The following is a 13,393-nucleotide window of genomic DNA, read 5'->3' on the forward strand; positions in this document are numbered from 1 at the left end:
ATTCCTCGAGTGTTGAAAAAAACAACAACCGGGAGACACCCGCCATGCTCAATCGCGCATCCCAGCCTCTGGTCCGTCTGGTGGACCGCTACCTGCCCGACCCCTATATCTTCGTTCTGATCCTGTCCCTGGTGGCGGCGGTCGCCGCCATGGCCGTGGAAGGCCAGTCTCCGGTGGCGGTGATGGACATGTGGGGCAAGGGTTTCTGGAACCTGCTCACCTTCTCCATGCAGATGCTGTTGGTGCTGATCACCGGCTTCATGCTGGCCAGTACGCCGCTGGTGAAGAGCATTCTCGACAAGCTGGCGGCCTTGGCCCGTTCGCCGGGCCAGGCCATTTTGCTGGTTACCTATGTGTCGCTGGTGGCGAGCTGGATCAACTGGGGCTTCGGCCTGGTGGTGGGGGCGCTGTTCGCCAAGGCTCTGGCGCGCCGTATCCAGGTGCACTATCCGCTGCTGATCGCCAGCGCCTATGGCGGTTTCGTGGTCTGGCACGGCGGGTTGGCGGGTTCCATTCCGCTGACCATCGCCACGCCGGGGCATTTCACCGAGAACCAGATCGGCGTGATCGGCACCGGCGACACCATCTTCGCGTTTTTCAATCTGGCTATCGTGGCGGCCCTGTTCATCGTGGTGCCGGTGATCAACCGGTTGATGCTGCCGCCGCGAGAGGAGAGCGTGTTCGCCGATCCCAAGGCCATCGAGGACCCGGAAGTGCCTGACGTTACCCCACAGCGGCCCGCCGAGCACCTGGAGAACAGCCGCGTGCTGGCCTGGCTGGTGGGCTTCAGCGGTGTCGCCTACGCGGTCTATTACTTCAGCCAGGGCGGTGGGCTGAACCTGAATATCGTCAACTTCATGTTCCTGTTCCTGGCCATCGTGTTGCACCAGACCCCGCGTCGGCTGCTGATCAGCCTGCATGAGGCGATCAAGGGCGGCGCCGGCATCGTCATCCAGTTTCCATTCTACGCCGGCATCATGGCGATCATGACCGACTCCGGCCTGGCGGCCACTATCTCCAACGGCTTTGCCTCCATCGCCAGCGCCGATACCCTGCCGTTCTGGAGCTTTATCAGCGCCGGCCTGGTCAACATCTTCGTGCCCTCCGGCGGCGGCCAGTGGGCGGTGCAGGCGCCGGTGATGCTGCCCGCGGCCGAGGCGCTTGGCGCCGACGTGCCCCGGGTGGCCATGGCGGTGGCCTGGGGCGATGCCTGGACCAACCTGCTGCAGCCGTTCTGGGCGTTGCCGGTGCTCGCCATCGCCGGTCTCAAGGCCAAGGACATCATGGGCTATTGTCTGATGCTGCTGATCATCACCGGCGTGGTGATCAGCGTCGGGCTCACCTTCCTGTAGCCAGGTCGCACTCGATCACGCCGTACCAGCCCAGGCCCCGGTAGGTCTCATAACCCGGGGTCAGGGCGAAGGCCACCAGCTTGTCGCCGTCCCGGTAGAAGCCCCGTTCGCGCTCCTCGGTGCGTAGCGGGTAGGGCGTGCCCAGCTCGCCCTGACCGGTGGCGTCGGCGATCACCCGGTGCTCCGCGTCAAGCAGCATCACCCGGCAGTGGGCGCGTTCCTCCTCGCTCAGGCCCACGCCCTTGACCACGTCGCCGGCCTGCGGGCTCCAGTCGAAGAAGATGCCGAGCACGCCAAGCTTGTCGCCGTCGGCGCGGCCCTCGCGGCGGATGGCGGTGGCGTAGGTGGCGACGGCGGCGTCATCCAGGGCGCCGTTGAGGGCGATGTCGGTAACCGCGAAATCGTCGCCGCTGGCGGTGGCCATGGCCTGCTGGAACCAGGCGCTGCGCGACACGTCGAGGCCGACGGCGCCGGGGTAGCGGTCCGGGCGGCCATTGGCCACCACCCGGCCCTGGGCGTCGGCGATCCACAGATCCAGGTAGACCACGTAGGAGCGTAGAATGGTGGCCAGCCGCTCGCTGGCGTGGGCCAGCGAGGCCTCGTCGCCGCCGTCGGCGGCGGCCACCACGGCGGAATCCGTGGCCCACCAGCGCACGTCGCAGGAGCGCTCGAACAGGTTGCGGTCGATGATCTCGATGGCGTTCAGGGACAGGTCGGTGAGGCGCTGACCACGAAACTCCGTGAGCATGCGCTCGCCGGCGTCCTCGATGCGGCTGGTGTGCCCCTCCACGGCGTCGCGGAAGTCCGCGGCGATGTGGTTGATCTCCTCGGACACCTTGCCGATTTCCTCGGCGACCACGCCGAAGGCGGCGCCGGCGGTGCCGGCCCGGGCCGCCTCGATGCGGGCGTTGAGCGCCAGGATCTTGGTGGTCTGCATGATGTCCTCGATGGCGCCGACTTTCTCGCGGGTGACCTGGGAGATGTCGTAGGCCAGCTCGAGAATGGTGTTGTCTTGCATGGTCGTACCCCTTATCGCTTGGCAATCGGACCCTTGCAATAAACGGGCCTTCATATTCTCGTTAGTTATTGTTTTAAAAGGATAAAGTTCACCGGAGTCAGTATCGGCCGCGAGCCCTGAAACTTTAGCCTTGGCGCCTTTGATCCGGATCAATGCTCTTGGCGGGGGTGGGGTTAGAGTGGCGTCATGGGCGTTTTGCCCGGACTTCGGAGGACATCGCCATGGTCAAGAATGTGGGTGAGCTGGATCGCGGCCTGCGGTTGTTGGTGGGCATCGCCCTGTTGGGCGCCGGTGTTTACTTCCAAAGCTGGTGGGGGCTGGTCGGGTTGGTGCCGATCACCACCGCTACCCTGAGATGGTGCCCGGCCTATCTGCCGTTCGGGCTGTCCACCTGCCGGAGCGGTGCGCGGGAATAGGTGCGAAATAGATTGACCGGGGATTCTGGCGGTGTATCCTGCACGGAGCTAGAAAGTACGCCCGTATTTATGAACCCCGTTCGATGCCATTCCGTAGTCTTCGTCCTGACCTTCATAAGTAACCCGTAAGACCTTTCAGCAAAACCGGCCCGCCATTGGGCTACCCAACAGTTATGAATTATCAGGAGACAACTATGTCTACCACCACCGGTACCGTTAAGTGGTTCAACGAAGCAAAAGGTTTTGGTTTCATCGAGCAGAGCGGCGGCCCTGACGTGTTCGTTCACTTCAGCGCCATCACCGGCTCCGGCTTCAAAACCCTGGCCGAAGGCCAACAGGTTGAGTTCACCGTCACTCAGGGCCAGAAAGGTCCGCAGGCGGAAAACGTGGTCGCCGTATAAGGCGCAGCCACCCGGTCCAAGGACCGGAACGAGAAACGGGGCCCATCGGGCCCCGTTTTTTTATGCGCGCTTGAAAGCCGGCCTGCTAACGCTCCTGGGCCCAGCTGCCCCGCGCCAGCGCCTCCACGTCGGCCACGTCCTTGGCCGGCACGCTCGCCGGGTCGATGTGCTCGAGGGGATCGAAGTGGAAGATATAGAGCCGCGATACGAACTCCGCCACCGGCAGCGATGATTCGCCGAACCGTTCGCCGCGCCCCTCGGTGGAGACCTTGACCCCATTGCCCAGATCCTGCCCGGAATCGTTGTTGGGGTTGTAGAAATACACCCGCATTACCTCGTCCTGATCCAGCGCCACTCGTTGGATGGTGATGGCGTGCCAGCCGACGAAGCGCGCGGCGCTGTCGGTGACCGCCAGACCCGCCGGTTGCGGGTGAATCAGCGGCTGGTTGCCGTTATAGAGCGGGTGATAACAGGCATGGAAATGGCGCACGAAATTCTCGTAGTCATGCAGGGCGCCGCTGGCCAGGTCCACCGCCAGCTTGAAGCCGCGCCCCACCCACCAGCCATGGAATTCCGGGTTGATCCAACGGTGCGGATCGTCGCCACGGTCCGCGCACAGGGCGCCCATGGCGTGATAGATGCGATCCAGGTGTGGCACCAGCAGGGTGGAAACCGCGTCCACATCCAAAGGCGCCGTGCCGGCGGCGCCGCCGCTCAGTTCCCGGGACGACAGCCGCTGACCCTCGAAGTGCATCACCAGGTCGTCGTCCCGGGCCGCCCAGACGATCATCTGCAGCAGATAGTCGGGGTCATTATGGGCCCACATGGACAGGGCCCGGGCGGATTGGCAGGTGGGGTTGTTGCCCTGGCCGATCCCGAGCGGCAGCCCGAGTACGCCGAGCACGTCGGCCAGCAGCCGCACCCGGGCCGGCTGCGCCTCGCCCTGGGCGCGAAGAATGGCGGTTTCCGCCTCGGGACACAGCTCCAGGTTGAGCTGGCGCCACAGAGCCGGCGCCATGGGCGGAGCGAACAGCGTGCCCCTTTCCAGCAGCAGCGACAGACCATAGACGGTCTGGGCGGTTTCCGGATGCACCGCCGCCTCGATCAGGGCGTGGACCAGTTCCTGGTAGCACAGGAGACCGTCGCGACCGGTGGCGCTGAGGCCCAGGGCGCTACTGATCAGATCGGCGGAGTGGTCCAGCGCGAAGCGCAGAAAAACGGCGTGATAGGGCGAAACCAGCCCGGTGTCGTGCATGGCCCGGGCGAAGCCGTTGGCTTCCTGGGCCAGTGACGGCCCATCCATGGCGGCAAGCCGTTCCCGGTAGAGCGGCAGGCCGGGGTCCTCCGAGCAGGCTTGGGTGGGGCCGAACAGGGCGCTGACCAGGCGGTCCGCGCCGCGGCTGCCGGACACATCAATGGACGGGTTGTACAAGCAGGCGGCGATCTGGGTGATCATTGCCTTGATGTGATCCAGGCGCACCGGTCGCTGGGCCAGGATGCGCCATATTTCCTCGATCAGGCGGTCGAGAATGTTGTCATAGCCGATGTTTTCCACCAGCAGTTGCAGAACGCCACGCACCGCCGGCGCCAGGCGACCCTGGCGTATGCGCACCGCTTCGCCGCCGATGTCGAACAGCAAATCCAGGTTCAGCGCCAGCACCTGTGCCAGATAATGGTGCGCCTGCTCGGCGGAGAGCGCGGGATGGTGCAGCCGCCCCAGCGCCACGGCCAGCAAACGCAGTTCGCTGAGGCACTCCAGGGTAATGTCGTCGGCGCCGCCCAGGCGCAGAGTGTTTACCGTCAGGTCGGCCTGGAGGATTTCCGGGAACGCCCAGTCGGTGCCGGCGAACACGCCGGCGCGCTCGAAATCGGCCGCCCGTTCAAGCAGCCAGGCGGGCCCATCCGGTTCGCGCAGCACCCGGGCGGCTTGCTGCAGGACCTTGGCGCTGTGCAGCCCCTTGGCGAAGTCGCGGGTCTGCGCGAGCTGATCCAGGGCACGTTCGAAGCGGGCCTGGGCGCCGCTGCCGTTATCTTGGATTTCACTGCTGCTCATGCTGCTTTCGGACCGTGTTCGCTGCCTGTCAGCCGTAGCTTGCCCGTCATCTCCCCGGAACACCACCCCACCGCCGGGGCCGCTCTGCAGGCCCGGGTCGCTTCTGCTAGGGTAGAAAAAGGGCCGCTCAGGGGCCGCCAGCCGGTTCCACTCACTTTTGAGGCGCGCCCTCGACAGGAGGTGACCTCATGGTAAAGGAGAAGAACCCACAGAAAGGCTACATCGCGTTGCTTGGCTGGAGTCTCAACGCCATCGACGCTCTGGAAAAATTCGACCGCCGTTTCGTGGTGGTGGCGCCCAACTGGGCCGAGGACTACGCTCGCGAGCACGATATCCCCTACATCCGCTGGGATTTCGAACGCCTCAATGACCGCTCCATGGAAATCGCCGAGCGGCTGCGCGACGAAGGCGTGGACGTGGCGGTGCCGCTGTTCGAGGAAACCGTGGAATGGGCCGGCGCCATCAACTCGGTGCTGATGGATAACCCCCGCTTGTACGGCCAGTCCGTGCTGTTCCGCGACAAGGCGCTGATGAAACGGCGCGCGCAACTGGGCGGCATTCGCGTGGGTATTTTCGAGGAAGCCCATGATCGCGATGACGTGATCCGCTTTCTCAAGCGGGTTAACCAGACACTGTTGAAACTGGACGGTGACCCCAACGACCCGATTCACCTCAAGGCTTTCGACAAGGCCGGTTGCCTGGGCCACCGGGTGATTCGCACGCCGGATGAGGTGGATACCATCCCGGAAGAGGAATTCCCGGTGCTCATGGAGAGCCACCTGGATGGTTGGGAATTCGCGGTGGAAGCCTGGATTCACGACGGTGAGATCTGCTTCCTCAACATCTCCGAGTACGTGACCCTGGGCTATTCCGTGTTCGTGCCGGCCAGCCCGGAGCTGGAAGCCTGGCGGCCGCGCATCCGCGAGGAGATCGAGAAACTGATCAAGACCTTCGATCTCAAATCCGGCTTTATTCACCCGGAATACTTCGTCACCAGCGACGGCACCATGTACTTCGGCGAAGTGGCCTTCCGGCCGCCGGGCTTCAAGGTGTTCGAGCTGCTGGAGCGGGTCTATGGCTTTAACGCCTACCAGGGCATGGTGCTGGTGTTCGACCCGAAAGCCACGGCGGAGGAGATCAAGGCCTTCTTCCCCCGCGAGGTGGTGGACGCGGACGGCCACGCCGGTTGCTTCGGGGTCTATCCGCGCCGGCGGGTGGTGAGCCGTCTGGAGATTCCGGAGGAGACCCAGGACGACCCCTACTTCGATTTCCACGAACTGACGCCGCCCCTGGAAGAGACCGTCACCAAACGCACCGCCTTCGGCACCCACTGGGGCCTGGTGTACTTCCACGGCGACGATCCCTACCGGATGCGCGAGCTTCTCAAACACCAGGAGGAGCTGGATTTCTACGTCTGACCGCGCCTACCAGGTGCCGGTGTTCTCCATGGACGCCCAGGGCTCCTTCGCGGGCAGGGCGTCCCCTTTCTGAAGCAGCTCCACGGAGATCAGATCCGGTGAGCGCACGAACGCCATGTGACCGTCCCGGGGTGGGCGGTTGATGGTGTAGCCCATTGATTGCAGGTGTTCGCACAGGCCGTAGATGTCGTCCACCCGGAACGCCAGGTGGCCGAAGTTGCGCGCCGAGCCCATGTCGTCTTCCGGGTCCCAGTTCCAGGTCAGTTCCAGCTCCGCCTCCGGGCTTTCCGGGGCGGCCAGGAATACCAGGGTGAAGCGGCCCTTGGGGACTTCCTTACGGCGGGTTTCGCGCAGGCCCAGGCCGTCGCAATAGAAACGCAGTGTCTCGTCCAGATCGCGGACGCGCACCATGGTATGCAGATACTTCATGTTTCGGATGCCCTTTGATACAAGGAATGGCGAACAGAATGTCATTTCATAATAACAGAGGGAGAGTTCATGGACCTGCATCGTATTGGCGCCCGGGCCCTGGCGCGCCGTATCCGCAACAGAGCGATCACCGCCGAGGCGGCCCTGGAGTATTTCATCGATCGCGTGGAGCGCCTGGATGGCCCGCTCAATGCCGTGGTGGTGCGACGTTTCGATCTGGCCCGGGAACGCGCCCGGCGGGCGGACCAGGCCCTGGCCCGGGGTGAGGACTGGGGCCCGCTGCACGGTGTGCCGATGACCGTGAAGGAAACCTACGAGATCAGTGGCTGGCCCACCACCGCCGGCGTGGAGGGCTTGCGTGAGCACATTTCCGACACCACCAGCCGGGCGGTGCAACGGCTGATCGATGCCGGCGCGGTGATCTTCGGCAAGACCAATGTGCCGGCCTACGCCGGGGATCTGCAGAGTTACAACGAGATCCACGGCACCACCAACAATCCCTGGAACACGGATCTCACCCCGGGTGGTTCCTCCGGCGGCGCCGCGGTGGCCCTGGCCGCCGGCTTCTCGCCCCTGGAGCTGGGCAGCGATATTGGTGGCTCGATTCGTACCCCTTCGGCGTTTTGCGGTGTGTGCGGACTCAAGCCCAGTTACGGGCTGATCTCGACCCGGGGCCATGTACCGGGTCCGCCCGGGGCCCTGGCACGCCGGGATCTGTCCGTGGCCGGGCCGATGGCGCTCAACGTGGGCGATCTGGAGCTGGCTCTGGAGGTGCTGGCGGCGCCGGAGCCCGAGGATGCGCCGGCCTGGCGGTTGGCGCTGCCGCCGTCCCGTCACCAGAATCTGGCCGATTTCCGCGTTGCCGCCTGGCTGGATGACCCGCGCTGCCCGGTGGACGGCACCTTGAAGGCGGCCTTGGAGAGGCTGCTGGTGGAGCTGGGCGAGGCCGGCGTGGCGGTGGACCCGGCGGCACGCCCGGATGGCATTACCCTGGAAACCGCCTATGACGTCTATTACCAGTTACTGGCGGGCACCATGGGCGTGGGCCTGCCCGATGGTCTGTACCAACAGATGGCGGAGAGCGCCGCCACCACGCCGGCTAGCGACAATGGCTACCGCGCCCGCTTCGCCCGGGGTGCCACCCAGTCCCACGCCGACTGGCTGCGCGCCGACGAGCGCCGCCAGGGTATGCGGCTGGCCTGGGAGCGCTTCTTTCAGGACTACGACGTGCTGCTGTGCCCGGTGGTGCAGACCCTGCCGTTCCCCCACCAGCACACGCCGGGGCCGGATGCCCGGGTGCTGGAGGTCAACGGCGTCGATCAGCCCTACATGGATATTCTGGTGTGGGCGGGGCTGGCCGGCGGCGTCTATCTGCCGGCGCTGAGCCTGCCCATCGGCCTGACCCGGGACGGCTTGCCGCTGGCCGTGCAGATCGTCGGGCCCTACCTGGAGGACCGCACCGTGCTGGCGTTCGCTGCCCGTTTGGCGGAGACCCTGGCGCCTTTGCCTCCGGCGCCGACGGCGGAGTGAGGCGATGGGCGGTCAACATCGGCCATAAAGTTGTATACATGGGCCGCCAAAACCGGGCTCCGGGAGAAAAAGAGGGTATTGGGGAAGGTGAGAGCTGTGCTACATTCCCCTCGCAGTTTCATTTTTTGGCCTTGGTGTTTCGCTATGCGAAACACCCCGGGTGAAAACAACAACCAGGAGCTCCCCATGAGTCTGATTCATCGTTTCCGCAAGACCCTCGCGATCGGTGGCTCGGTGATCGCCGTGGCGGCCACCGTCGCGCTGTCGCCGCTGGCCCAGGCCGCCGAGGACACCATTACCTGGAAGGTCCAGTCCCACTGGCCCGGCTCCAGCAGTTCCTACAAGGACAGCCTGGAGCGCATCAAGCGTGTGATCGAGGATCGCACCGATGGCAAGCTCAAGTTGCAGCTCTATGAAGCCGGCGCTCTGTTCAAGGCCCAGGAAACCTTCAACGCGGTAAGCCGTGGCGTGATCCAGATGGGCACCATTTCCCCGGCCTATGCCCAGGACAAGATGACCCTGGCGGGCGTTGCCTCCGGCATGCCGTTCGCTTTCCGCAACGTTTGGGAAGCGGCTTACTTCCACAAGAACATGGGCTTCGAGGACATGCTCCGCGAGGAAGCGGCGAAGTTTAACGTCTATTACTCCACCGACAAGGTGTATCCCACCGAGATGGTTTCCAAGAAGCCGATCGAGAGCTGGGATGACTTCACCGGCCTGAAGATTCGTTCTTCCGGCGCGCTGCAGAAGTTCCTCACCGAAGCCGGCGCGGCGGCCACCTATGTGCCTGGCGGCGAGCTGTACCAGGCGCTGTCCAGCGGCGTGGTGGACGCGGCTCACTGGGGTGCGGTACAGGGTGCCGCCAGCATGGGCCTCTACGAAGTGGCCAAGTACCACGTGCATCCGGCGCTGAATATCGCCGGCACCGATGCCTTCATCGTCAGCCAGAAGGCGCTGGACAAGCTGCCCGAAGGCATGGCCAAGATCGTCAAGGACGCTCTCGACGAGCAGTTCTGGGTGCGCACCAACGAATACCTCTACAAAGAGCAGATCACCCTGGCCAAGGTGATGGCCGACCAGGGCGTGCAGGTCAACACCATGCCCAAGGACGTCCAGGACAAGCTGGCCCAGGTGGCGCAGAAGATATGGGACGAAGAAGCCAAGCGCAGCGACAAAGCCGCCGAAGCGGTACAAAAGCTGAAGGACTTCCTCTCCGACCTGGGTTACCTGTAAGCCCGTTGTGAACCCCCGGGGGCGCCGTTCCGGCGTCCCCGTTTTCCCATTGATCGATTGATGCCCCCCGCGGAGGAACCATGTCCTTCCTTCAGAAGCTGATTAACGGGGTGACCCGCCTGAATGATTTTCTGGGCCGGTGGATCGCGCTGCTGGTGTTTGTCATGAGCGCGTTGCTGCTGTTCGAGGTCATCTGCCGTTATGCGTTTGATTCGCCCACCGTCTGGACCACGGAGCTGACCCAGTTCCTGTTCGCGATCTATTCGATCATGGCCGGCGGTTATGTGATGGCCCATCGTGGCCACGTCAACGTGGACCTGTTGTATTCGCACATCCCGGTTCGCGGCCAGGCGATCATCGACATTTTCACCGCCGTGGTGTTCTACATCTTCATTCTGGCGTTTCTGTACTTCGCCACCTCCATGGCCTGGGAATCAATACAGGGCATGGAAACCAGCTATTCCGCCTGGAACCCGCCGGTATGGCCGGTCAAGGCGTTCATGCCGATCGCCGTGTTCCTGGTGTTCCTGCAAGGCACCGTGAAACTGCTGCGCGACATCGCCGTGGCGATCAACCCGAACAACGCCAACGTGCTTAAAGACGGCATCGACACCGGTGAAGAGGAGCAGATCTGATGAGCATTGAAATGATCACGCTGCTGTTCTTCGGCTCGCTGCTGTTCTTCCTGGTACTGGGCCTGCCGCTGACTTTCGTGCTTGGCGGTGTGTCGGTGATTTTCCTGTATTTCACCTGGGGGCCGGATGCCTTCTATATGGTCGCTTCGCAGATATGGAGCACCATGGGTAACTTCACCCTGGTGGCGATTCCGCTGTTCGTATTCATGGCCATGGTGCTGGAGCGCACCGGCGTGGCCAAGGATCTGTATCGGATGATGTACCTGTGGTGGGGTGGCCTGCGCGGTGGCCTGGCCATCGGTACCCTGGCGATCTGCGCCATCTTCGCCGCCATGTGCGGGATTTCCGGCGCCGCCGTGGTGGCCATGGGTACCATCGCCCTGCCGTCCATGCTGGAGCGCGGCTACGACAAGCGCATGGTGCTGGGCTGCATCAACACCGGCGGCGGCTGGGGCATTCTGATTCCGCCCAGCATTCTGATGATCCTCTACTCGCTGATCACCGGCGTGTCCGTGGGCCAGATGTTCGCCGCCGGCGTGCTGCCGGGCATTCTGCTGATGGTGCTTACCTGCGCGTACATCATCATCCGCTGTTACTTCCAGCCGGATCTGGCGCCGGCGCTGCCCAAGGAAGAGCGTGCCAGTTGGGGCGAAAAGATGGCCGCCCTGCGCGCGGTGATCCTGCCGATCCTGATCGTTTTCATGGTGCTCGGCTCCATCATCCTGGGCGTTACCACGCCCACCGAAGCGGCCGCCATGGGCGTGCTCGGCGCCCTGATCTCCGCGCTGGTGTACCGGCGCATGTCCTGGGAGCTGATGCGTGACGCGGCGCTGCGCACCTTCAAGCTCACCGGCATGATCATGTGGATTCTGTTCGCCGCTCACGCCTTCAGCGCGGCTTACCAGAGCATGGGCGCCCAGGAGATGATCCAGGGGTTGATCACCGGCATTCCAGGTGGGCCCTGGGCGATCATCATCACCATGATGCTGATCGTGTTCCTGCTCGCCATGGTGCTGGACCCGGTGGGTATCATGCTGATCACGCTGCCGGTGTTCCTGCCGGTGGTCAAAGCCCTGGGCTTCGATCCGGTCTGGTTCGGCATCCTGTTCGTGATCAACATGGAAATCGGCTACATGACACCGCCGTTCGGGTTCAACCTCTTCTATTTGAAGGGGGTGGTGCCGCCGAGCATCACCATGAAGGACATCTATGTCTCGGTGATTCCGTTCGTGCTGGTGGAGATCGTGGGCATCGCCCTGATCATGATGTTCCCGGAGATCGCCACCTATCTGCCGGATCTGTTCTTCTAGCGTTCCGGGCGCTCCATTCGGGCCGCGTTTCGGCGTGGTCCCCCTTCCGGGAACGCCGTGAACCCGTCCATGGGGGCTCCCGTCAAACATCCTGTTTGACAGGGTCCCGGAAGGGGGACCACGCCGAAACGCTCCGAGGTAGCTTCACGGCGGATCCCGATCAGGGGCTTTTGTTATTTCCCTTCGCTGTCCTTCCAACGGGCCATGAGGGTGTTGGAAGGCAGGCTTTCGTCGAGCAGCTTGTGGGCGGTTTCCGCGCCGGCCACGGGCAGCCCCTCGCCGTCCAGCAGGCCGATCTGCTTAAGCACGCTGGCCTGGTCCCAGTAGATGTGCTCGTGGCAGAGTTTGTCGCCCCGGAAGCGGATCACGCCGAGCATGGGGATCTCCACTTTCTTGCCGGTGGGCGCCACGCCGGGCAGCATCCAGTCGATTTCCCGGTCGTGGGTGAAACCGAGGATGAACTCGTCCACCAGCTGGGTGGCGCCCACTGTTCGTGACACCGGCACCAGCGTCATATCGTCCGGATTGCCGTGCACGAAATGGTTGCGGTAGAAGCGGCTGAGCTGCTGGTAGCCGACACCGCCGGTCATGGTGGGGATGTGGTTCACGTAGGGCTCGGCCACCATGGTCGCCATGGTGGCGTCCACGTTACGGGTGGCGAATTCATGCCGGCAGTGTTCATCCCACAGGGCCGACAGGTCCACGTCCGGGCCGATCTCCCGTTTCAGCGCGGCGATGGTGCGCTCGTGGGCCATGTCGGCGCTGGTTTTGTGAAAGTGGTCGCCGCCGGGGCGCGCGAAGGCATGGTCAACGCCCGGGTAGACGAAGGTTTCCAGCTTGCTGACGGTGCCGCCCAGGGCGGTGATGATCTGGTTGCGGGTGGTTTCGTCGCAGAAGCCATCCTGTTCGGCGAAGTGCAGCACCAGGCGGCCCTGGATCTGGGCCGCTTCGTCCAGATGCTCCTCGATGCCCACGCCGTAGTAGCCCACCGACACCGCCACCCGGGTGCGCGCGGCGGTCAGGTAGGCGAGCTTGCCGCCCAGGCAGAAACCCATGAAGCCCAGGTCACCGCCGGTCACCTCCGGGCGCGCCGCCAGGGTTTCCAGGCTGGCGTCGATGTCGTCGATGGCGCGGTCCAGGTCCACGGTCTGGAACAGCTTGAAGGCGCGCTGGAAATCCGCCTCTTCGTAGCCCAGCTCGATACCCGGCTCGATGCGCCAGAACAGGTCGGGCACCAGCACCACGTAACCTTCCTCGGCGTAGCCATCGGCCACCCGGCGCATGGTCTCGTTGACGCCGAAAATTTCCTGCCCCACCACCAGGCCCGGGCCCTTGCCCGCCGGTGGCAGCGCCAGGTACGCCCGGAACCGGCCGCCATCTTTGGCGGTAACGTCGATGAACTCTCCCATGGTGCTTCCTTACTGTGCGCGTAAAGCGAAAAGCCTAGCAGCGCTTCAGGAAGCTGTCGAAAGGGGAGGGGGGAACCCGGATTCAGGATGCAGGATACAGGCGGCGCACGGTGGCGCCCTTCATCCGCGATCGTGTCTCCATGCCGCCGTGGTCGTGTCGCACGCTCGAATCGCGGCTGAAGCGGTACG

General features: G+C 64.0%; 12 protein-coding genes. 8 read left to right on the top strand and 4 right to left on the bottom strand.

The features are described from left to right. Nucleotides 1-44 precede the first annotated feature (44 nt). Entirely contained in the window at nt 45-1,352 is a 1,308-nt protein-coding gene (locus tag ACLD02_RS18275; protein ID WP_203105641.1) for a short-chain fatty acid transporter, read from the top strand. Here the strand turns inward: ACLD02_RS18275 and ACLD02_RS18280 are convergent. Beyond that, nucleotides 1,339-2,370 carry a methyl-accepting chemotaxis protein gene (locus tag ACLD02_RS18280; RefSeq protein WP_203105642.1) on the bottom strand — a complete coding sequence of 344 codons (1,032 nt, stop codon included), beginning with the start codon at nt 2,368-2,370 and terminating at the stop codon, nt 1,339-1,341. The two genes, ACLD02_RS18275 and ACLD02_RS18280, sit on opposite strands and share 14 nt — an antisense overlap. A 221-nt stretch (nt 2,371-2,591) precedes the next feature. On the opposite strand from ACLD02_RS18280, the gene ACLD02_RS18285 reads away from it, so the two are divergent. Together ACLD02_RS18285 and ACLD02_RS18290 are read left to right on the top strand one after the other, a co-directional pair. Beyond that, nucleotides 2,592-2,786 carry a DUF2892 domain-containing protein gene (locus ACLD02_RS18285; RefSeq protein WP_203105643.1) on the top strand — a complete coding sequence of 65 codons (195 nt, stop codon included), beginning with the start codon at nt 2,592-2,594 and terminating at the stop codon, nt 2,784-2,786. Between the two features lie 194 nt (nt 2,787-2,980). Then, the gene (locus ACLD02_RS18290) at nt 2,981-3,187 is read left to right on the top strand and encodes a cold-shock protein (protein WP_203105644.1); all 207 of its coding nucleotides are present in this window, start codon (nt 2,981-2,983) and stop codon (nt 3,185-3,187) included. 85 nt (nt 3,188-3,272) lie between these two features. Here the strand turns inward: ACLD02_RS18290 and ACLD02_RS18295 are convergent, their stop codons facing one another. Next, on the bottom strand, nt 3,273-5,240 hold the full coding sequence (locus ACLD02_RS18295; RefSeq protein WP_203105645.1) for a hypothetical protein: 1,968 nt from the start codon (nt 5,238-5,240) through the stop codon (nt 3,273-3,275). 188 nt (nt 5,241-5,428) lie between these two features. On the opposite strand from ACLD02_RS18295, the gene ACLD02_RS18300 reads away from it, so the two are divergent. Then, nucleotides 5,429-6,658, top strand: a complete 1,230-nt coding sequence (locus ACLD02_RS18300; RefSeq protein ID WP_203105646.1) for an acetyl-CoA carboxylase biotin carboxylase subunit family protein — start codon at nt 5,429-5,431, stop codon at nt 6,656-6,658. Nucleotides 6,659-6,664: 6 nt separating this feature from the next. On the opposite strand, the gene ACLD02_RS18305 is transcribed toward ACLD02_RS18300, so the two are convergent. Continuing rightward, nucleotides 6,665-7,087, bottom strand: a complete 423-nt coding sequence (locus tag ACLD02_RS18305) for a VOC family protein (RefSeq protein ID WP_203105647.1) — start codon at nt 7,085-7,087, stop codon at nt 6,665-6,667. A 69-nt stretch (nt 7,088-7,156) separates the two neighbouring features. Here ACLD02_RS18305 and ACLD02_RS18310 point away from each other — a divergent pair, with 69 nt between their 5' ends. The 4 genes from ACLD02_RS18310 to ACLD02_RS18325 all read left to right on the top strand — a co-directional run bounded on the left by ACLD02_RS18310 (nt 7,157) and on the right by ACLD02_RS18325 (nt 11,795). Beyond that, nucleotides 7,157-8,617 (top strand): amidase, encoded by a 1,461-nt coding sequence (locus tag ACLD02_RS18310; protein WP_410299367.1) that lies wholly within the window; start codon nt 7,157-7,159, stop codon nt 8,615-8,617. Between the two features lie 186 nt (nt 8,618-8,803). Next, nucleotides 8,804-9,850 carry a TRAP transporter substrate-binding protein DctP gene (gene dctP, locus ACLD02_RS18315; RefSeq protein WP_410299368.1) on the top strand — a complete coding sequence of 349 codons (1,047 nt, stop codon included), beginning with the start codon at nt 8,804-8,806 and terminating at the stop codon, nt 9,848-9,850. A gap of 80 nt (nt 9,851-9,930) precedes the next feature. Further along, nucleotides 9,931-10,485, top strand: coding sequence for a TRAP transporter small permease subunit (locus ACLD02_RS18320; protein ID WP_203105650.1), 555 nt, complete (start codon nt 9,931-9,933; stop codon nt 10,483-10,485). Further along, the gene (locus ACLD02_RS18325) at nt 10,485-11,795 is read left to right on the top strand and encodes a TRAP transporter large permease subunit (RefSeq protein WP_410299369.1); all 1,311 of its coding nucleotides are present in this window, start codon (nt 10,485-10,487) and stop codon (nt 11,793-11,795) included. The genes ACLD02_RS18320 and ACLD02_RS18325 overlap by 1 nt, the downstream gene beginning before the upstream one ends. Nucleotides 11,796-11,968: 173 nt before the next feature. On the opposite strand, the gene ACLD02_RS18330 is transcribed toward ACLD02_RS18325, so the two are convergent. Further along, complete coding sequence (locus tag ACLD02_RS18330) at nt 11,969-13,204, bottom strand: dienelactone hydrolase family protein (RefSeq protein ID WP_410299370.1); 1,236 nt, start codon at nt 13,202-13,204, stop codon at nt 11,969-11,971. Nucleotides 13,205-13,393: the final 189 nt, after the last annotated feature.

This window comes from Alloalcanivorax sp. C16-2 (assembly GCF_046507615.1).
Classification (GTDB): domain Bacteria; phylum Pseudomonadota; class Gammaproteobacteria; order Pseudomonadales; family Alcanivoracaceae; genus Alloalcanivorax; species Alloalcanivorax marinus_A.